Source organism: Methanolobus sp. (assembly GCF_030682845.1).
Taxonomy (GTDB): Archaea; Halobacteriota; Methanosarcinia; order Methanosarcinales; family Methanosarcinaceae; genus Methanolobus.
In genome coordinates, this window is record NZ_JAUXNK010000072.1 from 43844 (window position 1) to 66277 (window position 22434).

Below are 22434 nucleotides of genomic sequence, written 5' to 3' on the forward strand. Positions count from 1 at the left end.
GTAGTGTATTAATCTTTTGTTCGTATGTATGCTGATACTCCAAAACTGACAGTGGATGCTGTTATTCTTTACAATCGCAGGATTGTTCTTATTCAAAGGAAAAACCCCCCTTTTCAGGGAAAGTTCGCTTTGCCCGGTGGTTTTGTAAATATAGGTGAAACTGTAGAGGATGCGGTTGTCCGTGAAGCCTGTGAGGAAACCGGCCTGTCGATAGAAATAGTTAAGTTGCTTGGGGTATATTCTGACCCTTTGCGCGATCCAAGGGGACATACAGTAAGTATATGCTACCTGTCATTAGGTCACGGGATCCTGAAGGCGGATTCGGATGCAAAGGATGTATTCCTGTTCGATGTTGACCGTTTGCCGGAAATGGCTTTCGATCACAACAAGATATTAGAGCAGGCAAGAGGTGAAGTCAATGGAATTTTGTCCAAAATGTAAAAGTATGATGGTTCCGGTAAAAGGCGTATCCAAATGCAGGAACAGCAAATGTGGATATGTGAAAGAGAAAGAAACTGATCAGGAATCACTAATGTCAAAGGCAGCACGTTCAGAGAGAGAGGTCACGGTGCTTGAAGGCAATATTGACCAGGGTCTGCCCACTACATCAGTCCGATGTGATGAATGCGGTCATAATGTCGCATACTGGTGGTTGCGCCAGCTCAGGTCGGCGGATGAATCTGAAACACGCTTTTTCAAGTGCACAAAGTGTGGTTTAACCTGGCGTGAATATGATTGATAGATCTTGGTATACTTAATAGGACTATAGTCTCATATAATACCTGGCTGATAAATGCATATCTTTGCATGCTTTCTGTTTATAAAAACAAAGCTTTTATTAGTTAGTGGATATAATGACCTAGAAATCCAATTTATTTAGCGGAGAATCCAGATGTTCAAGGCAACAATCGATGCAGATATCTTAAAGACTTCCATAGAGACGCTTTCAGTCCTTGTTGATGAAGCAAGGTTCAAAATATCTCCAGAAGGTATTACTGTCAGGGCCGTTGACCCTGCTAACGTGGCAATGGTCAGCTTCGAGCTCAGCTCCAGCGCATTTGATGAGTATGGTGCCGATGATTGTGAGATCGGCCTGGACCTTTCAAAGATCAATGATATATTCAGTGTTGCCGGGAAAGAGGACAAGCTCAGCATGGAACTGGACGAGTTGTCCCAGAAGCTGTCTCTTCACATTGGCAGTCTTTCATATACCCTTGCATTGCTCGATCCTTCTACTATCAGGGCCGAACCGCGGATCCCACAGCTTGAACTTCCGGCAGAGGTTGTTCTCAACGGTAAGGATCTCCTCAAGGCTGTGAAGGCCGCTGAGAAGATAAGCGATCACATGCTGCTGGGTATTGAAGGCGACACATTCTACATGGAAGCCGAGGGAGACACCGACCGTGTGAGGCTGGACATCCCCCGCGACCAGCTCATCGATATCAGGGCAGGCGATGCACGCTCATTATTCTCGCTTGACTATCTGTCAGATATTGTTAAACCTGCATCCAGGTCCAATGAGGTCACAGTTGAACTGGGCAAGGATTTCCCTGTAAAGATCGGCTTCACGATAGCCAACGGCGCAGGTAAGGTCGGATATCTGCTTGCCCCGCGCATTGAATCAGATTAAACTGTCTATGGATAATAAGGATCTTGCGTTATATCCGTACCTTGCAGAGGCTTCCCGATATGTGGCAAGCCTCGATTTTTCCCTTGACAGCCTTATATCTTCGCGCGCAATGGATTCTGCAAGAGCGCGCGGCAAGGAGCGTGTGCTCCAGTCAATAGCCGGGGAGATAGTCAAACCGCCCCTGTCAAACTCGGACGACAGGAAGATCCTCATCGAGCTTCTATCATACCCTTTCTCCCGGATACTTGTCTCCTGTATCGATGATCCTTTTCTGACAAGGCGTTACTCTCTGGCTGAGGCGGTCGCATCATACAAGTCCCTTAAAGGTATGGATACCGCTTTCCTTGGTGAAATCTCTCTTGATTTCGGAATCCATGCCCAAGTGAAAGAATCCGGTGTCAGGGTCCATTTCACCGATTATATCCGCCTTGCCAGTTCCCTCAAGGCTATGGAATGGAAACTTGTGAACAGGAAGATGGACCACGGATACGTGACCGTGTCCAGAGAGGAACTCGCCCGCCTCCTGCAGGAGGGTGTGAGGCACAGGATAGAAGGCACTCTTCCTATGCAAGTACCTGAAGATGTATGCGTGTCCTGCCAGCCTTATATCTCAGACATCCTGGCTGCGCTGAACGAGCGCAAGAGCCGTTTCGAAGGTTCGGAGTTCCAGACAGTTGAAGCGGGCCTTTTCCCGCCCTGTATCACTCATGCCATATCCCAGTCACAGGCAGGTGTCAACCTTGCGCACTCAATGAGGTTTGCAATGACCTCTTTCCTGCTTGGCATTGGCATGTCAGTCGATGATATCATGAATCTCTTCACATCGTCCCCTGATTTTGATGTCGAGAAGGCGCGGTACCAGGTGGAGCATATCGCAGGCTCATCAGGCACAAGTTATAAGCCCCCTTCATGTGCAACCATGCAGACCTATGGTAACTGTCATGCGCCGGATGAGATATGTAAAAGGATAAGCCATCCTCTTAACTACTATCGCCGCAAGGTTTGGTTCAATAACAGGGATGCCCAAAAAGAAAAAAACGGGCAGTCTCCAGATACGCCCGAGAAACTTGTCTGATGCTGCCCGATGCCGCAGACTCAGCTGCGCTTATATTCCCTGCATTTCTCTACGAAGCTCTTCACAGGGAATGAAGCAGGATGCGCATGGGTGTAACTTGCAAGTGAATTATGCTCTGTGATGCCATCCTTCCCGTCTCTGATGCCCTTACCTCTTTTCATCTCATAGGACAGTCTTGCATCGCTGGCACAGTTGGTGACTGAATAGTGGAATTCATGCCCCCTGATGGTTCCTTTGATGAAGTCCCCTTTTGCTGTCCCTTCTGTATAGCCGAGTGCCTGAAGTTTCTTTGTCATGACAGTCTCTGCAGGGAAGAGGTCCGCGGTCCTGTAGGTCTTTTCTTCCACTTCATAGGATGTGGAGAGGTACTGAAGGCCGCCACATTCTCCGTATATGGGCATGCCATCTGCTGAAATATCCTTGAGTACCTTTGTAGTCCTTGAATGCTCTAGTTCTTTCAGGTACAGCTCAGGATACCCGCCACCAAAGTACATGCCGTCCACCTGTGGAACTTCTCCTTCTATGGGGCTGAAGGGAACTATCTCTGCCCCCGCTTCCCTGAATGAATCAAACATCTCCTGGTAGTAGAAACAGAAGGCACTGTCCAATGCCACACCTATTTTCACGTCTGATTCGGGCAGCTTTTCCTCTTTAGCGGGTTTTATGTCGGGTGCACTTTCAGCAATGGAAATTATGGCGTCAAGGTCGATGTTCTGCTCTATGAAATCAGCAAGTTTGGAGGCATCAAAATCCTGCTCGTGGGCCATGTACAGTCCCAGATGGCGGGAAGGCACGCTGATTTCCTGGTTGCGCGGGAGAATGCCCACTACAGGTATGTCGGGAATGCAGTCTTTGATCATCTGTGCATGCCTGGGGCTTCCGACCCTGTTGAGTATCACTCCTGCGATATTCACTTCCCTGTCAAATTCGGAGAATCCTTTCACTATAGCGGCAGCACTGCGTGACATGCCATGGACGTTGATGACAAGGATGACTGGTGCTCCAAGTGATTTGGCCACATGCGCGGAGCTGGCTATCTCTGTGGAATCCATGCCGTCAAAAAGTCCCATCACACCTTCGATTACATTGATGTCATTGTTCGCATGCTTTGAGAAGGTGCGCCTGATGCCGTCCACCTGCATCATGAATGTGTCCAGATTCCTTGAAGGCTTGCCGCATATGGCGGTATGGTATGTCGGATCGATATAGTCCGGACCCACCTTATAAGGCTGGACATCCATCTCTCTCTTTTTAAGGGCTGCCATTATTCCCATGGACACAGTAGTCTTTCCGACACCGCTGTGTGTTCCGGCGAGCAATACAGTTTTTGTCATGCTGGGTAGTTTGTCAAATATGTATATAGTGTTATTCCCGCATTATTCAAAACGGTTAAATAAAGAATGTCTATCTACCATACTATGAATTCCTCCGGGCCGCGCAGGACACTTACCGATCCTTTCGGGCGTACGGTAAAAAGTCTGAGGATGTCCATTACCAACCGGTGCAACCTTAATTGTATCTATTGCCATAACGAGGGTGACCATGGCAGCACCGGTGAGATGACAGTTGAGACGATTGCCAATATCGTAAAAGCTGCCGCAGAGTTTGGTGTGGACAGGCTCAAGATATCCGGAGGTGAGCCTCTAATAAGAAAGGACCTCGAGGAAATCCTCTCTGCACTGCCCCCTCTGAAGGATGTGTCCCTGACCACAAATGGGACGCTTCTCAGGGGCAGGGCAAGGTCCCTGAAGGAAGCAGGGCTTGATCGTGTGAACGTAAGCCTGGACACTTTGGACCCTGGTAAGTTCAGGATGATCACCAATTGCAAGCGGGACATTCTTCCTATTGTCCTCGAAGGCATTGACGAGGCTGTTGAGGCAGGTCTTACGCCAGTGAAGATCAATATGGTGCTCCTGAAAGATATTAACGAGGCCGAGATCGAGAAAATGCTTAAGTTCACAAAGGGTTACAATGGCAATGTCATCCTGCAGCTCATTGAGCTGATGAATTTCAGGGATACAGCTCCGTATCATGTGGACGCTGATCTGGTGGAGGAGGAATTGTTGCAGCATGCCACCGATGTCACGACCCGTACCATGCACCACAGGAAGAAATACTTCATTAATGGTGCAGAGGTCGAGTTCGTCCGCCCTGTGGATAATACTGAATTCTGCGCAAACTGCAACCGGCTGCGTGTAACTGCCGACGGTAAGCTCAAACCATGTTTGCTCGTTAACGATAATCTTATAGATGTTTCACATGCAAGCCCTGATGAGCTGCCCGGACTGCTGCAGTTTGCTGTGAGCAAAAGGGTGCCATTTTACGGCCATGATACTTACAGGCAGGAGAAATAAAAATGGAAGTAGAATTGATAGTTGATGGGAAAGTGATCGAGATCAATCGTTTCGTCCAGGAGATCCTGGGGAGTACTGTGCTGGGTGCTGCCGGGACACTGCGCGGTGTGGAAGAGAATTGCAAAGAGGTCAGTGTAACCATCAAAAAATAGTTATGATCCACCTATGTTGCAGCGGTTATCTCCGGCCCATCCCTGCCGCTCAGATAAGGTGTTCTATCTCTGAAAAGTCGATGGGTGATGTCGCATCCAGAGATAAAGGCGTCACAGAGATGTGTCCTTTCTGCATCAGCGCATTAACATCAGTGCCTTCCTCATCCACTGTGGAAAGATCCCCTGCTATCCAGTAATATGGCCTGCCTCTGGGGTCGTGCCTCTCTTCAACCTCGGTCCTGAAGAGCTTCCTGGCAAGCCGTGTGATCTCAATTTCCGTGTCCATCTCCACGAAGTGGGGGATGTTCACGTTCAGGACATCAACCTTTTCCGGAAGGCCGAACCTGAGTACGTTCCTTGCTATCCTGTTCACGACTTTGATGGCGACGCCAAAATCATGTTCGTAGTCCCTGTTGTCATCGAACTTCATGCCTTCTTCCTTTACCTGGATGGAAGCCGCGATAGCGGGGATGCCATAACTTGCACCTTCAAGCGCAGCACCGATAGTACCTGATGTGGTCACGGTGTCAGTGCTGATATTCTCACCAATGTTAAAACCGGAAAGTATGAGGTCCGGCTTTTGCTTCATGATGGTGAACATGCCTATTATCACAGAGTCTGTAGGCGTTCCTCCTACCGCATTGACCTCAATGCCGTCCACTTTTGTCCTGGTGACCCTCAAAGGCTCAAAAATGGATATGGAACGTCCCACCCCGCTTTGTTGCATCATGGGTGCGGATACAGTGACATCACCGAGATCCGCCACACTTCTGTAGGCGGCCCTTATTCCTGAGGAGTATACTCCGTCATCATTGGTAAGAAGGATTTTACTGGACATGACATATCTTCTGCAGATATGTGACTTAAAACTAATGGCTAAAAACAGTAAAAAGGGGTAAAGGAAGGCCAGTGTGAAGTCTATACGTTGGCAAATATTCTCTTTTTATCATTGGCGTGTAAGCAGGCATCAGAGCCTTCAGGAAGGTCTGCAAGAGCTTTTACCTTTTCGATGACTTCAATATTTTCACTCATGGCATCAAGTTTGCTTATTATATCGATGATGTTCTGATTCTGTTCATCACTGAGGCACTTATTATCCTTCACGATCTCAAGCAGTATTGACGCATCATTCAATACCTGTGCAGCGATAGTTCTTTCCATGTACTGCTTGGCGAGTGCAGAGTCGCTACCTTTAAGCGTCAGATTGAACTCATTGAGCTGAGTTTCAAAAAGCCCGACATCATAATGGGCGCTCCTGAATATCTTTTTGACATAGTCTTCCCGGTAGACTTGCTTTGAGTTTTTAAGGATTCTTAGAAATTTTTTATAATCCATTCTCTCTCATCCCGTTTTAAAACCCTGCCGGCAGTATTTTATCATATACTTTTGGTAAGCGATCTGCGCTTGAACTCTAGGTTAATTTCCGACTCCGCAGAAAAGGTCGTGATGTTCTGTAGTGCATTATACGTTTCATTGAACTGTCCGCCATTAACGTCGTAGTCGCTTTCAATATTGATTCCATAGTCTCTATTCTCTTCTACGATGGGATCGCAAAGGTATACCTGCAGGCTGCCGCCCGCGTCCATGAAAACAGAAGGTCTGACTCCGGAGTTGTTGTACTCTTCGACCAATCCCCTAAAGATTAAAGACATGTACCTCATTGATTCCATTAGCTCATCACCAGTTATGGAATAACCTGACCATGCATTTATAGGTAATGTCACTGATTTCCAACTTATGGACTTTTATTCAGGATGTTATGTTCATAAAATAGGTACTTATTAATGCTCTTAATCTTTAATACGTGATCTGGTTACATATTCAGGGATGTATATATATATAAGTGCTCTTATTATTTATCCCAAATCTGTTAATAAGAAATGTTTTTAATCATTAGAGTGTACTTGGAAGAATAAATTTGATTAAAGGACCATCTAAGTTGGAGTAATTATGCTTGAGGATGAGTATCAACTTGATTTTTTTTCCGAAAACGGTTTTGTCCGTAAGCAATGTTCAAAATGCGGAAAATTCTACTGGACACGGGACCTTGACAGGAATACCTGTGGGGATGCCCCATGCGACCCATATTCGTTTATAGGGAACCCTGTCTTTAACAAAAAGTTCGACCTTGCTGAGATGAGGGAGTATTACCTTAAGTTCTTTGAGGATCAGGGCCATACGAGGCTTGAAAGATACCCTGTTGTTGCCAGGTGGAGGGATGATATCTATCTCACAATAGCATCTATCGCAGACTTCCAGCCTTTTGTTACATCAGGGCAGGTCCGCCCCCCTGCAAATCCCCTGACCATCTCCCAGCCGTGCATACGTCTTTCGGACCTTGATGCAGTAGGGAGGAGCGGGCGCCATCTCACAACCTTTGAGATGATGGCTCACCACGCTTTCAATAAAAAAGGCGAGGAAATATACTGGAAGGACAGGACCATGGAGCTATGCGACGAGCTTTTCAATTCGCTTGGAGTTGACCCCCTGGCTGTCACATACAAAGAGGAACCCTGGGCAGGCGGTGGTAACGCCGGTCCATGTGTCGAGGCTCTTATAGGCGGTCTTGAGGTCGCGACGCTGGTGTTCATGGACCTGGAACAGTCCAAGGATGGCACGATCCCTATCAAGGGTGAGAACTACCGTAAGATGGACAACTACATCGTTGACACAGGATACGGCCTTGAGCGTTTTGTCTGGGCTTCCAAAGGCTCACCTACTATATACGATGCAGTATTTCCGACCATTGTCAATGAGCTCATGCAGCTTGCAGGCCTTGAGCATCAGATCGACGATCCGGAGTATGCCAACATCCTTTCCCAGAATGCACGCCTTGCAGGGCTTATGGATGTGAGCGAAAAAGCAAACCTCCTTCAGCTTCGAAAACAGGTGGCCTCCAGCATAGGAACAAGTGTGGAAAAGCTGTCTTCCATCATGGAGCCTGTTGAGAACATTTACGCTATTACTGACCACACCCGCTGCCTGACATTCATGCTTGCTGACGGCATCATTCCTTCCAATGTGAAAGCAGGTTACCTTGCACGCCTTGTGCTGCGCAGGACCCTCCGTATGATGAAGGACATGGACATCAATACCTCACTATCCGATATCGTGAGGATGCACATCAAGAACCTGCCGGAGTATCCGGAGTTCTCCGAGAAGTTCGATGTCATAGAGGACATACTTGCCCATGAGGAAAGAAAGTTCGACGAAACCCTTGAGCGCGGCAGGCGTATGATCCAGAAATCTGCCAGGCACTACAAGTCCGCAGGCGAAAAGATACCTCTGCCAACGCTGATAGAGATGTATGACAGCCATGGCATCCCTCCTGAGATCTCAAAGGAGGCCGCATCCGAGATGGGTGTGGAGGTCGACCTTCCGGACAATTTCTATTCACTTGTGGCAGAGGGTCACAGCAAAGCCGAGCCAAAAGAAGAGAAAGTTTTCCCATACATGGAGCGTGTGGAGAAACTTCCAAAGACTAAGCGTCTTTTCTACGACGAGCCCACGCGGATGAAATTCGAAGCGGTAGTGCTTGATGTATTCGACAAGCACCTGGTGCTTGACAGCACGCTCTTCTATCCGGAGGGTGGCGGACAGCCCGCAGACCACGGGACCATCACGATATATGACAATGTTCTCAATGTTGTCGATGTGCAGGTGGCCAACGGTGTGATAGTGCACATAATCAACGGGATAGAGGATGAGCTTCACCTCCGCAAAGGTGACCTTATCATCGGGAAAGTGAACGAGGAAAGGAGGATGGCTCATGCCTGCCACCATACTGCAACACACATCGTCAACGATGCGGCAAGGAAAGTGCTGGGTGACCACGTATGGCAGACAGGTGCACAGAAGACCACAGACCGCGCGCGTCTGGACATATCCCATTACAAGCGCATAACCCCTGATGAGCTGAATAGGATAGAACTGATAGCCAACCGTACCGTGATGGATAACCAGCGTGTTACGGCTGAATGGATGGACAGGGTGGATGCGGAGAAGAAATATGGTTTCGGTCTTTACCAGGGTGGTGTCCCGCCAGGCAACAGGATACGCGTCCTTAAAGTTGCTGATGACATCGAGGCATGCGGCGGTACCCATTGTACCAGTACAGGGCTTGTAGGCCCGATTAAGATGCTCAAGACCGAACGTATCCAGGATGGTGTTGAGCGTATCGAGTATGCCGCAGGTCTTGCAGCAGTGAGGGCCACACAGAAGATGGAAACCTGCCTGAACCAGTCTGCAGAATCTCTCAGGGTCCTGCCGGAGCACCTGCCTGCGACCATTGACCGTTTCTTCAATGAATGGAAAGAGTTCAAGAAAGATAATGAACGTCTGAAAGAGGAGCTTGCTCACATGCGCGTCAGCCGGATGGCAGATAATTCCACCATCATCGGCGGCATGCGGGTTGTGGCTGAACAGGTCCCAAATGCGGATGCTGATGAATTGGTCAAGATCGCAGGCGAACTTGCCGGTAACAAGGATGTTGTTGTGATTCTTGCAAGTGAATGTGGCGGTGTCAAGATAGTGGCAGCTGCTGGTGAGGATGCACTCAAGGCTGGCGTAGATGCCGGAAAGATTGTCACCCGGATGTCTGCTGTGGTTGGCGGTGGCGGTGGCGGCCGCGCAAACATGGCACGTGGCGGTGGTACTGATCCACTCAAGATCAGCGATTCGCTACAGGCCGGTATGGACTTGCTTAAACAGCAGCTTAAGGTCAACTGAGGTACAAGATGATTCCAGGGGAGATAAGGCAGTTCTTCTCTTCTCAATTTGGGAAGTCCCTTGTCGTAAAAGGCAAGCCGGGAACTGGTAAGACTACGTTTGTATTTGAAATACTGCATGAACTATGTCCGAGTGGAAACTGCATTTACATCTCTCCCAGGATAGACAAATCTTCATCCTATGGGAAATTTCCCTGGATAGAAGGGGATTTCAATAACAATGAGGATTTCCTGCGGATGCTTGCTTCCCGTATCAAGGCCATATGGGAATCCAGCGACTCAAAACCAATGATAGCTGTCGATTCTATTGATTCGCTGAGCATTGCAACGACAAGGTCGGTGCGCTGGGAGGAAAACAAGTTCGAACTGGAACGTCTTCTTCTGGACTTCTCGAGAAAGGTGAACGCAGATATTGTAATGATCACAGAACAGACAGATATTGGTTCTCTGGATTACCTTGTTGATGGTGTCGTGTCGGTCGAAGCACTGGAGATGGCTGGAAGCGATATTCGCAAGACCCATCTTCTGAAGCTGCGCGGGGTCGGCATGTCTCAGTCCAGGTATCTGTTCACATTGCATAACGGGGTGTTCACAAGTTTTGAGCCATTCAGGGTTTCCTATCCCGAGAATACCATAATACCATCTCCGGTACCGGATTCTGCCCGTAGTAAGATCTCAACGGGCAGCCCTGACTTTGATGAAATACTGGGTGGAGGGTATCAAAAAGGGAGCTTCAACCTGTTCGAGATAACAAGCGGCGTCGGTGATTCATTTTACAGCATCCTGTTGCCGACATTCATAAATCACCTCAATATGGGCAGGGCCATGCTCAGCATCCCGACAGAAGGTACCAGTGTCGAGACTGAAAAGCGAATGATCTCTCCTTTCACAAATGAGGATAATTTCCCCAGGCAGTTCAAGGGTTTTGAGATACGTGATCAGAAGGGCCGCATCCCTCCATATGTCGAAGCGTTCTCCGGCAACGTCTATAAGGACATGGAAATATTCTATCAGTCAAAACACGAGATGATGCGCCAGTACGGCTCTCCGCTTCTTGACTATATCGGGCTTGACAGTATGGAGTACAGTTACGGATGGGAGAACATAGGCGCTGTAATAGGCCAGATAGCCTCTGTTACAAAGACTACGGAAAATGTCGTGGTTGCAGTTGCAAAGCACGGTCAGAAGATCACTGATTCTGTTGCGCATATGGCCACTACTCACTGGAAGTTTGAGAACGTCGATAAGACTCTTGTTATGTATGGCATTGTTCCAAAGACCGGGATGTATGTGGCTCAACTTGAATTTGGCTCCGGATATCCACAGGTCAGATTAGTTCCTATCAAATGATCTCCAATCTTATCATTTTTCTGAATATATCCCAAACATTAATATGAATATAGCACTAATATTTACAAAACAAGTTTCAAAGGTAAATGATAATGGATGATCAGACTCAGGAAATTCTGGCAACTCTAAGGAACGGGCTATCAGACAAAAGTTCATTGTTCTTTGCTCAGGTTGACAGTTTTGTCGAACGCCTGGTCTATCTTCATATATACGATGTGCTCCGGAATGACACTGGCAGGAATGTTCTATGGTTATGCCTGAATTCCCCGCGTGATAAGATCCTCGGGAAATTCGGGGACTTCGGGTTCGATATAAGCGGTTCAATGGACCGTTTGTTCTTCATTGATATCGAAGCGCCGGGCAAGTCTCCCCAGCAAGGGACTTTTTACTGCAGTTCTCCGGCAGATTACACCAAAATGGCATCCCATATCTCAAACCTTTTTGAAAGGAACATGCCTGCCCTGCTGGTGATGGATAATATGAATGTGCTGGCCACAGACACAATGCAGGTTGTCGAGACATTCATGCAGTTTGTTGAAAAGAAAGTGCATGAGAAAGAAGGAGGCATTGTTTCAGTACTTCTGAGGGATATACTCTCCCCTGAAAACGAAATGCTTGTAAAGTCCTTTTTTGATGTTGTTCTGGATGTCACCAACATAGGTGAAGTACATGCTCAGATTGGTCTCAGGGACTTTGATTTCAGGTACTTTGTGGAGGACGGATATATCAGGTTGGAGTACGCCCCAAAGAAAATCAAAAGGGACAAATTGAAGATCCTTATAGTGGATGATGAGCCTGACATCCCGGAGCTTTTGAAGCTATCCCTTATCAGCGAACCTTATGACTTCCTGGTAGCATATAGTGGTGAGGAAGCGATCGATATTGCCTTAAAGGAACATCCCGACCTGATATTACTTGATATCATGATGCCTGACATGGACGGATATGAAGTTGTGGGGCAGCTCAAGAAAAGCAAAACTGCAAATGATATACCGGTAATAATGATCTCTGCAAAGACTGCGATAGAAGATAAGGTAAAAGGCATGGAACTTGGCATTGATGACTACATTGCCAAACCTTTTGATAAAAGAGAAGTGAAGGCCAGGATTAAAATGGTCATGAGGCGGCTTGGCTGGTCTGTAGAGGAATAATTATATATTACATTAATATATTATCTGCTTATATATTATTTCTTTTGCAGGAGTAGAAGATGCATCCAAAAATCATGGTCGTAGACGACGAGCCAGATACAATAGATCTTGTGAAGATCATCCTTGAGTCCGAGAATATACAGGTTATCGGCGCCAGTAGTGGTTTTGAATGCCTTGAACTGATGGAGCTGGAGAAGCCGGATCTCATTTTACTTGATATCATGATGCCTGATATGAATGGATGGGAAACCTTCCATAAGATCAAGGAAAGAAACCCTGCTCTTCCTGTTGCAATGCTTACTGTAAAGAGTCAGGAATTCGATAAGATGCTTGGCCTTCATGTGCTCAAGGCAGATGACTACATCACAAAACCGTTCAGCAGGAAAGAACTGATTAAAAGGACCAGGGACCTGTTAGGAACAAAGGCCGGATGAGTCAGATTATCTCACAAAGGATGGCCTTTCTGTCTTTAAGGAATAGGTGAGCTTTCCGGTCCCCGCTTAAGTTGTCTTCTAATCGGTTGCGTATATCCCAGTACTCTTTGGGCTCCACTGCAGCTCTTAATATTACTGTTCCAAAACCGTTCTTCTTCAGGAAACCATTTATATTTGCAGTGTCAAAATCCTGAACGCTTAACACCTTATATTTGTTCTTCAGCATTGGATGATTTACAGGTACTTCAGAAGTAAGGAAAAGACGCTTCCTGTCAATCAAAAACAAGCTAATATCGGGAGCCTGCTTTTCCAGATCATGCGCAAGTTGCAAGAGAAGCCCGGCCCTTTCCACTGACTCTTCCGGCTCATAAGCATAGTAGGCAAGTTTCTCAGAAGGCTCCAGGTCCTGCGCGTCTAAGGCGGACTCGATGCGTGCATGGGATGGCAGGGCTACTGCTGAGGTATCACATTTTATGAGACTGCCAAAATAAAGGTTAAGCCTGTTTATTTTCCCGTCAAGTGACAAATACTCTTTCTCACATTCAAAAGGTATCCTGTCGGGGGTGAGCTGTGGAGGCGCCTCAAAAGCAAAGTCCGATGATTTGGAACTATATGAAGCTATTACTTCAGGTATTGCAGGCCGAAGGTTTCCTATATCGCGCATATTCTCACTAGCAGGTCTTGCAGGATCTGAAAATACAATGTCAAGTTCCGGCAGTTGCCTGATAACCTCGGGTGACAGCGCATCCCCGCAAATGAATTCAACGTTATCGATCCCAAGAAGTTTGCAGTTCTTTTTTGCATAGGATATCTTCTTCGCATCGATCTCCACTGCATAGACCATATCGCACTCACTTGCGAAATAGATAGTCTGCCCGCCAACTCCGCAGCTGATATCTGCGATAGTGCTGCATTTAAGTCGCGCAGCCCTGTATCTCGCAACATCTTCAGGTGTCGCGAATCTCACTCCGTCCCTGTCAGAAACGATATTATGTCCAAATCTCTTTTTGCGTGGCAATCTTATCCCGGAAAAAAGGGGTCTCAAATGATTTAAAGTCATCTATGCAGAATATGGTTTTTCCTGGCAGTAGTAAGTTCTCACTATAATCCTATATTATTCAATATTCTTATATAATATCGCATGTATATTGAAGTATCTATAGATATCTTATCAGCTAATCTTATAAGTGAAACCATGTCCGGCTTGAGCGATGCTTTAAAAAAGATGACAACAGGCATCCTGGGTAAAAAGGGTGCAAATAAAGGCAGTAGCTCGCCTTTTGGTTCATCCATTCCTCCATTTTCCTCTGGTGTCCCCGATCTTAATTCACTTCCTGACCTGGCTTCCGCTTTCCCTCCGGGGTCCCCGCCTGGTTTTCCGGGTACAAAGCCCTCTTTTCCTCCGGGAATGGGCACGGCTCCCGGCATGCCATCATCTCATCCTGGAATGATGCCTCCGGGCATGGGTGCTTCCGGAGCTGCGCAAGCTGCCAATGCTGAGCATAAAGAAGCCATAGAAGTACATGGCAAGAAGATCAAGGATGTTGAAACGAAGCTCTCAAAGGCCGATGTGACGCTGAGCATGGTGCAGCGTGATAATGAGGAGATCAAGAAAACGGTTGACAAGATCGACCAGAGCGTGCTTGAACTGTTGTCACTCTATGAGATCGTTTCCAACCAGGTCAATCCTTTCGTGGGCGATGATATCGGATCCCGTGCTACTATAGAGAGGTTCGAGAAGACCGAGAAGAGGATCACTGAACTTGCGGATCTGCTTGTTATCTTTAAGAACGACATGGATACTGTCATTCATAAGCTGAACATGCCCGGCATTTCCAAAGAGGTTGGTTCAAAGATGCAGGACATCGAATCCAAGCTGAATGCATTTGCCGATGCACTGTCTATGATGCATGAGAGCTTGGAGCAGTTGACTTCCCGGACAGAGGAACTCTCCGGCAAGACTGAAACCATCGACCAGAACATACTCGAACTGGCGGAATCTACAAGCAATATCTCCTCAAGGGTGGATGAGCTGGAAAGGAAAAGTGCCCTCCAGTCTCTAAACGATGCAAAAGAAGAAATGGAAAATGCTTCAGACGAAAGGTCGAATAACAGGGGCGGAGATAATTCCCGTACAGGCCAAAAGAAAGGCCTTCCCCTTGTACGCCTGGAGAACCTGAGGACCGATCCTACGAGTGTTGTAGTCCTGCTCAACTGGATAGAGTTCCTGATGGAGCGTGTCGGCAGGAACAACCTGATGGATGCGCTGGACTATTATGTGGACATCGGATGGATAAGTGAGGATGTCCGGTCAGAAGTCATGGCATATGCCCGTGGCATCGACTACTATGTGGAAAAACCTACATGGCGCTTGCTTCCTGAAGATCACACCAAGTCACTATTGTTTATAGAACGGCTCTGCGGGCGTAAGATCGATCGCAATATGCTAAGCTCCATAGACCGGGAGATGTCGAAGGTTAAACACGGGCTGGAGGAACTCTATGGGATTTGAGGTTACAGTGGTCGTAGCTATATTTTTTGTTTCTGCTCTTGTGGTTGGAACCTTTTCCTACACCGCATTGAGTGCATCTTCTGATATTGTAAACGATGCATCAGAAGATCAGCACCAACTCCAGAGCAAGCGGCTGCAGACCTCTATTAATATTGATCACTCTGTCCCCGGAGCTTCGGGAAGCACCTATGATCTGACAGTAACTCTTACAAACACAGGCAGTGAAACACTTCGTTTTGATGAATTGAATGTCCTTATCGACGGGTACATAGAACCTTACACTTTTAATGAATCTGCTGCTGTCTGGGTTCCTGCAGAGACACGCAGCCTGACTGTGCCAGACCTTATGGGTGAAGGGACGCACCGTATTAAAGTCGTGACTGAGAACGGCGTGTCAGCGTATGATACTTATCTGGTGTAAGCCAGACGGTGTCATATTTATATAGTATTGTGAATATATTATAATCTCGATTATATTCTTAAATTCACGACCAGACGGTAGGCAAGCATGAAAAACAACTACTTTTTCACAATGGGAACTTTTTCCAGGTGCCAAAAGGCAGAGACTGCCATAACGCACATGATCTTTTTCATTGTGGCCATCATTCTGGCTATGGGAGTCATCACAGTCCTTTCTGCTGATGTGCAGTCTATCGTCTCATCATCCTCCGTGAACAGCAAACTGATAGCACAACAGATGAGGACCGATATAACACTCGTGAACGATCCTTTGATGGTGCCTTATGACATTCCAAGCAACAGCTATACTTTTTATGCAAAGAACACAGGCAGGACTGAGTTGACATCAGAGTTTATAACAGTGCTTATAGACGGAATTATGGTTGCGCCGTCAAATATGGAATTTGAACTTCTCGATGGTGATGTGGTGTGGAGGCCCGGTGATGTTCTTGTGTTACGTGTGATTCCAAGCCCCAGTCCCCTTGATCCCGGGGACCATCGCATCCTTGTCGTCGCAGAGAACGGGAAGTCCGGCAGCATGAGCTTCAAAACATAACGGAGAATAAAATGGTAAAGATATGTTCATTCGACATTCCCAGGGACGAGCTCAATGGGAAACTGGGCGGCGGTTTTCCTGTAGGCTCACTTGTAGTGATAGAAGGTGGAAGTGGTGGTGGTAAGAGTTCCATCTCACAACGCCTTTCATTCGGGCTTAATGAGCATAAAGTAAGTGTTACATTCATATCCACTCAGATGACAACAAAGGGTTTCATCAACCAGATGTACTCAATGGATTATCCCATAGCTCCTTACCTGCTGAATGGTTCTCTTCTGTACATCCCGGTAATCCCACTTGTCCAGGCAGCAAAGTCCAGGTTCGATTTCCTTGAGAGACTGATGGCTGCAGAAGAGCTATTCGAAAAAGATGTCATTATAATTGACACGATCTCTTCGCTCATAAAATACAGCGCAAATACGGAAAAGAGCCTTGATCTGATCTCATTTTTCAAGAAGCTCAATGGAATGGGGAAGGTGATCATCCTCACTATAGAGCCCAACCAGCTTGATGAGGACATAGCTTCAATGTTCAGATCATCCTGCGATGTTTACATCACTCTTAAATCGAGACCCCTTGGAAGCGAGGTCAAGCGTACTATTGTTGTGAACAAGTTCACCGGGGCAAAAGGCCCGGTAGGCCAGATGATAGGTTTCAGGATAGAACCAAGGGTTGGCCTGGTAGTGGAGATAGCGTCCGTATCATGAGGTCCGTGGAAGGTGATTGAATGGATCTGGAGTTTGAGAAAGCCATACAGAGAAATCCGCATCTGGGTGAATATGTACGGAAGTTCATGCGGGAGAACGGTGCTGATGAACCTGTTTTCATGGTAAAGCTTTCCAAGGACATAAATAAGGAAAATGTAAATCTCATCCTGCCTGTGGGGGATCCTGTCTTCATTCACCTCTATGGCACTTCCGAACTGGGAGAGGTTCGCTACTACAGCATAGAGCCATTGTTGAACGACCTGGAAAAACAAAAGTATGATATCATCCTGAGCATCATCCTTGAAAAGTCAGCTAGTGAAGCCCTGCCTGATTCCGAGAGCGAGTTAAAGGAACTAATAATAAGGCTCCTTGACGAATCAGTTGATATCGGTGCCGGAGGGAGCATCGAAGCTGATGATAAGAAAGGCAAGTTCGATATATTGAGCAAACTAATACCTGTGCAGAAAAAAGTTCCTTTAACCCAGAATGAATACAACAAGCTGCTCTACCATATAGAAAGGAACATTATCGGTTCCGGTCCCATAGAACCTGTTATCAGGGACCCGTATCTTGAAGATATCAGCAGCATTGGCGTGAACAATGTGTTCATTGTCCACAAGATATTCGATACAATAAAAACAGACCTGACCTTCGGGGATGAAAAAGGTCTTGACAACTGGCTCAGGAGTATGAGTGAGCGTATCGGCCGCCCTGTGAGCGATGCCCGCCCTATTGCGGATGGTGCATTGCCTGACGGGTCACGTATCAACATCATCTATAGTATTGATATCAGCAGGAGGGGTAGCAGTTTCACGATGCGTAAATTCAGTGAGGTCCCTGTCAGCATCATCCAGCTCATCAGCTGGGGTGCATTAAGTGCTGAAGCGGCTGCCTATATGTGGATGTGTCTTGAGAACGGTATGAGTGTCTTTTTCAGTGGGGAAACTGCCAGTGGAAAGACTACAATGCTTAATGCCTGCCTTGCGTTCGTCAATCCCAGGGCAAAGGTATTCAGTGCTGAGGATACAGCTGAAGTCCAGCCTCCCCAGCCAGTATGGCAACAGCTGATAACACGTGAGGAAGGTCCTGTGGATTCCAGGGTGGATACGTTCACCCTGCTCAAAGCTGCTTTGCGTTCCAGGCCCAATTATATAATCGTAGGTGAGATCCGTGGTGCCGAAGGTAATGTGGCTTTCCAGGGCATGCAGACCGGGCACCCCGTCCTGGCAACTTTCCACGCATCTGCGGTCACTAAGATGATACAGCGTCTGACAGCCGATCCTATCAATGTCCCTGTGACCTTCATCGATAATCTTAATGTTGCAATGATATTATCCGCCGTCTATCGTAAGGGTAAGTTCCTTCGCCGATGTCTTGCCGTAGAGGAGATAGAGGGATATTATGAAGAAGTAGGTGGAGTGGTCACCAGGGCAGTGTTCCAGTGGGATCCCGAAACCGATAAGCATAACTTCAGGGGCCTGAACAACAGCTTCATTCTTGAGAACAAGATAGCTACAAAACTAGGTTATGAGGATAAGAGGCTGATATACCAGGACCTTTTCCTCAGGGCAAGGATTCTGGAGGAGATGCGTTCGAGAGGTATAGAAGACTACTATGATGTACTTGATATCATAGTGAAGTTCTATAAACATGGCGTCGATGGCCTGCCTTTCAGTGTGTAGGTGAGCTTTATGAGTTATGAGAAGGCTTTCAAGAACCTTGGCATGGAACCTCTGGTTTACGCAAAGAAATTTGCCCTGCCTATTGTTCTGTTTGGCATTGTGTTCGCCGTTCTCATGTATACATTGCTTCCCAATCTTTTCGTAGGTCCTGCAAAATACATACCCATACTGGTCACTTTTGCATGCGTATTCTTTGCCTTCTCATATCCACTTTCCATTCTTGCTGCAAAGGCCACGCGCATAGATAACAATATGCACTACTACATCACTCAGATGGGCTCCATAGCAACCGCGGAAACTCCCCGGCTCGACATCATTCGTATCGTTTCGGAGAACGACGACTATCGTGAACTTGCGACGGAAACAAGGAAGATATATGATCTGGTGATCGTATGGCACATGAGCCTGGCTGATGCCTGCAGGTTCATATCCAAACGTACTCCTTCTATCATTTTCGAAGACTTCCTCGACAGGTTTGCCCATGCACTCCAGTCAGGGGAGGATGTGAAAAGTTTTCTTTTCGCCGAACAGAACGTGGTCATGAACGAATATGAGTCCATGTACAATGGTGCTCTCTACGCTGTCGAGATAGTAAAGGAAATGTTCGTTTCCCTTGTCATGTCCCTTATCTTCCTGGCCTCTTTTGCAGTTATCATGCCTGTAATTACCGGTATGAACGCGGAACTGCTGATGTCTGTTGTTGTTGTGGTCTTCCTTGTGACCGACCTTGTCATGGTCATGTTCACCAGGAGCAAGGTCCCTCAGGATCCGGCATGGAACAGGTCCAATGCATTGACCAAGGATAAGCTCAAACTGTATCGTTCCATTCCCATCTCGATCGGTGGCTGTATAATTGTAGGTGTGGTGCTTCTTATGTATGGCAAGATAGAGACCCCGATTGCCGTTGCGATGTTCCTTACTCCTCTGGCTTATACCGGACATGTTGCACGTAAGATCGAAAAGGGCATCCGTCGAAAAGATGAGAACTTTCCTGCTTTTATCCGTTCCCTAGGCAGTTCTGCAGGTGCCAGGGGAGGCCTGATCGATGATGCATTGAAAGCTCTGCGGTCTCACGATTTTGGCCCTCTTACAACAGATGTCAATAATCTTTATAAGCTGCTGGCGACAAGGATCGATAAATTTGCCTCATGGGACCATTTCGCTGCAAACATCGGGAGTAATCTCATCCAGAGGTTCTCTGTGATGTTTGTCGAGGCAACCAACCTTGGTGGCCAGCCGGATGTCATAGGTGACATCATAGCAACAAACTTCCACAGGATAGTCAACCTGAGGAAAAAAAGGACCCAATCCGCAAACAGCCTTGTGGGCGTTCTCTATGGACTTACAGGAGGCATTGGTTTTACCATGTATATTTCCCTCGGTGTCGTGGGACTGATGCAGGATATGTTCGCAACCGTGGATATGCCTGCAGGTATGTCCATAGGTATGGTGCTGTACACTAATGTCGGGAACATTACCACTCTTGAGAACATGGTACTTGGAATAATGATTGGCCATTCCCTGATGTCTGCCATTCTCATAAGGATAGTTGACGGAGGTCACATGCTAAGCTCGACCATCGACTTTGTTATCATGGTGTGGATATCAGGAGCAAGTGCAATTGTGACAATGGCAGCAGTGTCCTCGCTTCTTGGGATGACTTGACTGAATAAGATATCGAAAAGGAAGGGATTGTCAGGCCCTTCTGTCCGGTAGTGGAGGCATGTCTTTAACGGTCTATTTCCTCATCTCTTTTTTAATGTGATCGACAACTGCACAGGTCATCTCTTTAGTCGTATAGGCACCGCCCAGGTCGGGGGTAATTATGCCCTCTGTAAGAGCAGCATCCACAGCTTCCTCAACAAGTGCAGCTTCCGACATGTTCCCATGCCATTCCAGCATCATCTTAAGGCTCAGTATGGCAGCTATCGGGTTTGCTATGCCTTTTCCTGCGATATCCGGGGCACTTCCATGAACGGGTTCGAAGAACGCGTGGTTGGTGCCGATATTAGCGCTGGGTAGTAATCCGAGGCTGCCTACGAGTGCTGCAGACATATCGCTCAGGATGTCTCCAAACAGGTTGGTTGTGACTATCACATCGTACTTTTCAGGAGACCTGATGAGTTTATAGGCCATTGTGTCCACTAGCTCGTCACTGTAGTCAACACCGTGCAAAGCCGCTGTCTCGCGACAGACATCCAGGAAGAGCTTGTCGGATTTCATTACATTGGATTTATGGACAATAACGATCCTGTTCTTTCTTTCCTTTGCCAGTTTACATGCATACCTGGCTATCCTCTCCGAGCCCTTGCGGGTGATAACTCTTTTTGTCCAGGAGATATCCTGCCCAATTTCTTCTATTCCTGAATAGAGCCCTTCGGTATTTTCCCGGACGATCACGAAATTGAAATTACTTCTGTCAAGGATACCTCTCACAGTGGGCAGCGGCCTTATCGGGCGGATGTTGGCATACATGTCAAGTTCTTTGCGGATGGTCAGGAGCACACTCTTATAGTTTGGGTCAGGCGGGGTCGTGACAGCTCCAAAGAGTATGCAGTCACATTCTTTCAGGACCTCAAGGTCATCATCGGTAATAGCCTGGCCGGTCTTCTCCCATTTGCCATATCCCAGTTCCACAGGCACTTTTTCAACATCCAGTCCGAGCGCGTCCAGCACCTCTACAGCCGCAGGGATCACTTCCTTCCCAATCCCGTCACCCTCAATAACAGCAAGTTTCAATTCATCACCTCAACATTAGATAAGGAGTTCTCTTGCCCCCTTAATTCCCTTACCAGGTCCCACACAGCACTGGCCACGAAGAACTCGGATGCTCCCCAGTGTACCACAGCGCCCTTGATACCATTTATTGTTACAATGCCGGACTTTTCCGAACGGCAGCATCTTGTTATAAAAGGCCTTGAAGGCTTAAATATGTCCGACTTAAAAGGGCAGATATTCACAAAAGAGTAATCGATTCCCGGAAATCTTGACTCGAAAAGGCTTCTCGATATTTCACACCCTACAAGCAGCGACCCATCCTCTGTGATCACATCGGAGTCAAGGCACTTACCATCCAGTCCCGACGAAGAGCACGGGAATACCGTCCCTTCTCCTTCAAATCGCCGCAGGTCTGTCAGGTTCTCCGAGAACTTCACTGCCAGGTCCCCGAAGACCCCGCTTGCCTCAAGCCTCCTTATAACACTGGAAAGCCAGGACGGCTCGGGTGGCACCACATCCACGATTTCAATGTTGAGTATCGCTGAGAGATCCGGCCTGTGCACAAAGGTCACATGCATATCGATACCTGTGAATATAACCGTGTTGACATTGCCCTTGCAGAGCTCATGTGCAGTTTCGATCAGAAGAGCACGGTCCTTGATGTTGAGTTGTCTGTCGTACTTTATGACCTCCTCACCGCCGGCTATTCTCTCAAGAGAACTGACATCCCTCAGGAGCTGATCACCTGTCTGGCTGACCTTATAGAGGGTGTATGTACCACTCTCATCACCGCAGGAACAAGAGTTCTCTTCTATCATGTACTCAGTGAGGAAATAGATGCGTCTGTCAGCGTCGTCGGGAATGGGGCGAGTGACTCCCACATTCTTGTACTCTTGAGGAAAGATCATAGCCATAATGCAACTATCC

At 47.3% G+C, this 22434-nt stretch carries 23 protein-coding genes; 16 read left to right on the plus strand and 7 right to left on the minus strand.

Translation table 11 applies throughout. The features are described 5' to 3' along the window. The first annotated feature begins 24 nt into the window (after nt 1-24). The 4 genes from Q8J68_RS09115 (at nt 25) to priL (ending at nt 2705) form a co-directional block, all read left to right on the plus strand. Complete coding sequence (locus tag Q8J68_RS09115) at nt 25-441, plus strand: NUDIX hydrolase (RefSeq protein ID WP_305311209.1); 417 nt, start codon at nt 25-27, stop codon at nt 439-441. After that, a complete protein-coding gene (locus Q8J68_RS09120; protein ID WP_305311210.1) occupies nt 419-739 on the plus strand; it encodes a transcription factor S in 321 nt (106 codons plus the stop codon). The genes Q8J68_RS09115 and Q8J68_RS09120 overlap by 23 nt, the downstream gene beginning before the upstream one ends. 153 nt (nt 740-892) lie before the next feature. Continuing rightward, complete coding sequence (locus Q8J68_RS09125; RefSeq protein WP_305311211.1) at nt 893-1630, plus strand: DNA polymerase sliding clamp; 738 nt, start codon at nt 893-895, stop codon at nt 1628-1630. Nucleotides 1631-1637: 7 nt separating this feature from the next. Beyond that, a complete protein-coding gene (gene priL / locus Q8J68_RS09130) occupies nt 1638-2705 on the plus strand; it encodes a DNA primase regulatory subunit PriL (RefSeq protein ID WP_305311212.1) in 1068 nt (355 codons plus the stop codon). A 20-nt stretch (nt 2706-2725) separates the two neighbouring features. Here the strand turns inward: priL and Q8J68_RS09135 are convergent, their stop codons facing one another. After that, nucleotides 2726-4039, minus strand: a complete 1314-nt coding sequence (locus tag Q8J68_RS09135) for a cobyrinate a,c-diamide synthase (protein WP_305311213.1) — start codon at nt 4037-4039, stop codon at nt 2726-2728. Between the two features lie 84 nt (nt 4040-4123). On the opposite strand from Q8J68_RS09135, the gene moaA reads away from it, so the two are divergent. Both moaA and Q8J68_RS09145 read left to right on the plus strand, forming a co-directional pair. Then, nucleotides 4124-5059, plus strand: a complete 936-nt coding sequence (gene moaA / locus Q8J68_RS09140) for a GTP 3',8-cyclase MoaA (protein ID WP_305311214.1) — start codon at nt 4124-4126, stop codon at nt 5057-5059. A 2-nt stretch (nt 5060-5061) separates the two neighbouring features. Further along, complete coding sequence (locus tag Q8J68_RS09145; RefSeq protein WP_015054246.1) at nt 5062-5211, plus strand: hypothetical protein; 150 nt, start codon at nt 5062-5064, stop codon at nt 5209-5211. A gap of 49 nt (nt 5212-5260) precedes the next feature. Here the strand turns inward: Q8J68_RS09145 and surE are convergent, their stop codons facing one another. The 3 genes from surE to Q8J68_RS09160 form a co-directional block, all read right to left on the minus strand. Next, the gene (gene surE / locus Q8J68_RS09150; RefSeq protein WP_305311215.1) at nt 5261-6049 is read right to left on the minus strand and encodes a 5'/3'-nucleotidase SurE; all 789 of its coding nucleotides are present in this window, start codon (nt 6047-6049) and stop codon (nt 5261-5263) included. Nucleotides 6050-6129: 80 nt separating this feature from the next. Then, complete coding sequence (locus Q8J68_RS09155; protein ID WP_305311216.1) at nt 6130-6546, minus strand: hypothetical protein; 417 nt, start codon at nt 6544-6546, stop codon at nt 6130-6132. A gap of 41 nt (nt 6547-6587) precedes the next feature. After that, the gene (locus Q8J68_RS09160) at nt 6588-6863 is read right to left on the minus strand and encodes a hypothetical protein (RefSeq protein ID WP_305311217.1); all 276 of its coding nucleotides are present in this window, start codon (nt 6861-6863) and stop codon (nt 6588-6590) included. A gap of 298 nt (nt 6864-7161) precedes the next feature. On the opposite strand from Q8J68_RS09160, the gene alaS reads away from it, so the two are divergent. The 4 genes from alaS to Q8J68_RS09180 all read left to right on the plus strand — a co-directional run bounded on the left by alaS (nt 7162) and on the right by Q8J68_RS09180 (nt 12873). Next, nucleotides 7162-9939, plus strand: coding sequence for an alanine--tRNA ligase (gene alaS / locus Q8J68_RS09165; RefSeq protein WP_305311218.1), 2778 nt, complete (start codon nt 7162-7164; stop codon nt 9937-9939). Nucleotides 9940-9947: 8 nt separating this feature from the next. Continuing rightward, nucleotides 9948-11288 carry a gas vesicle protein GvpD P-loop domain-containing protein gene (gene gvpD, locus Q8J68_RS09170; protein WP_305311219.1) on the plus strand — a complete coding sequence of 447 codons (1341 nt, stop codon included), beginning with the start codon at nt 9948-9950 and terminating at the stop codon, nt 11286-11288. A gap of 92 nt (nt 11289-11380) precedes the next feature. Beyond that, a complete protein-coding gene (locus tag Q8J68_RS09175; RefSeq protein WP_305311220.1) occupies nt 11381-12439 on the plus strand; it encodes a response regulator transcription factor in 1059 nt (352 codons plus the stop codon). Between the two features lie 59 nt (nt 12440-12498). Beyond that, nucleotides 12499-12873: a response regulator transcription factor gene (locus Q8J68_RS09180; RefSeq protein WP_305311221.1), complete on the plus strand. Its 375-nt coding sequence runs from the start codon at nt 12499-12501 to the stop codon at nt 12871-12873. A 1-nt stretch (nt 12874) separates the two neighbouring features. On the opposite strand, the gene Q8J68_RS09185 is transcribed toward Q8J68_RS09180, so the two are convergent. Further along, nucleotides 12875-13891: a methyltransferase domain-containing protein gene (locus Q8J68_RS09185; protein ID WP_305311222.1), complete on the minus strand. Its 1017-nt coding sequence runs from the start codon at nt 13889-13891 to the stop codon at nt 12875-12877. Nucleotides 13892-14014: 123 nt separating this feature from the next. Here Q8J68_RS09185 and Q8J68_RS09190 point away from each other — a divergent pair, with 123 nt between their 5' ends. The 6 genes from Q8J68_RS09190 (at nt 14015) to flaJ (ending at nt 20454) form a co-directional block, all read left to right on the plus strand. After that, on the plus strand, nt 14015-15385 hold the full coding sequence (locus Q8J68_RS09190) for a FlaD/FlaE family flagellar protein (protein ID WP_305311223.1): 1371 nt from the start codon (nt 14015-14017) through the stop codon (nt 15383-15385). Then, complete coding sequence (locus tag Q8J68_RS09195) at nt 15375-15806, plus strand: hypothetical protein (protein WP_305311224.1); 432 nt, start codon at nt 15375-15377, stop codon at nt 15804-15806. Before Q8J68_RS09190 ends, Q8J68_RS09195 begins: the two co-directional genes overlap by 11 nt. An 87-nt stretch (nt 15807-15893) precedes the next feature. Then, nucleotides 15894-16400, plus strand: coding sequence for a flagellin (locus tag Q8J68_RS09200; protein ID WP_305311225.1), 507 nt, complete (start codon nt 15894-15896; stop codon nt 16398-16400). Between the two features lie 11 nt (nt 16401-16411). Further along, nucleotides 16412-17107: an ATPase domain-containing protein gene (locus Q8J68_RS09205; protein ID WP_305311226.1), complete on the plus strand. Its 696-nt coding sequence runs from the start codon at nt 16412-16414 to the stop codon at nt 17105-17107. Between the two features lie 20 nt (nt 17108-17127). Further along, nucleotides 17128-18789, plus strand: a complete 1662-nt coding sequence (locus Q8J68_RS09210) for a type II/IV secretion system ATPase subunit (RefSeq protein ID WP_305311227.1) — start codon at nt 17128-17130, stop codon at nt 18787-18789. Nucleotides 18790-18798: 9 nt separating this feature from the next. Next, nucleotides 18799-20454: an archaellar assembly protein FlaJ gene (flaJ, locus tag Q8J68_RS09215; RefSeq protein ID WP_305311228.1), complete on the plus strand. Its 1656-nt coding sequence runs from the start codon at nt 18799-18801 to the stop codon at nt 20452-20454. Between the two features lie 72 nt (nt 20455-20526). Here the strand turns inward: flaJ and Q8J68_RS09220 are convergent, their stop codons facing one another. Together Q8J68_RS09220 and Q8J68_RS09225 are read right to left on the minus strand one after the other, a co-directional pair. Next, the gene (locus Q8J68_RS09220; RefSeq protein ID WP_305311229.1) at nt 20527-21528 is read right to left on the minus strand and encodes an isocitrate/isopropylmalate dehydrogenase family protein; all 1002 of its coding nucleotides are present in this window, start codon (nt 21526-21528) and stop codon (nt 20527-20529) included. Next, nucleotides 21525-22415 (minus strand): hypothetical protein, encoded by an 891-nt coding sequence (locus Q8J68_RS09225; protein WP_305311245.1) that lies wholly within the window; start codon nt 22413-22415, stop codon nt 21525-21527. Before Q8J68_RS09225 ends, Q8J68_RS09220 begins: the two co-directional genes overlap by 4 nt. Nucleotides 22416-22434 lie beyond the last annotated feature (19 nt).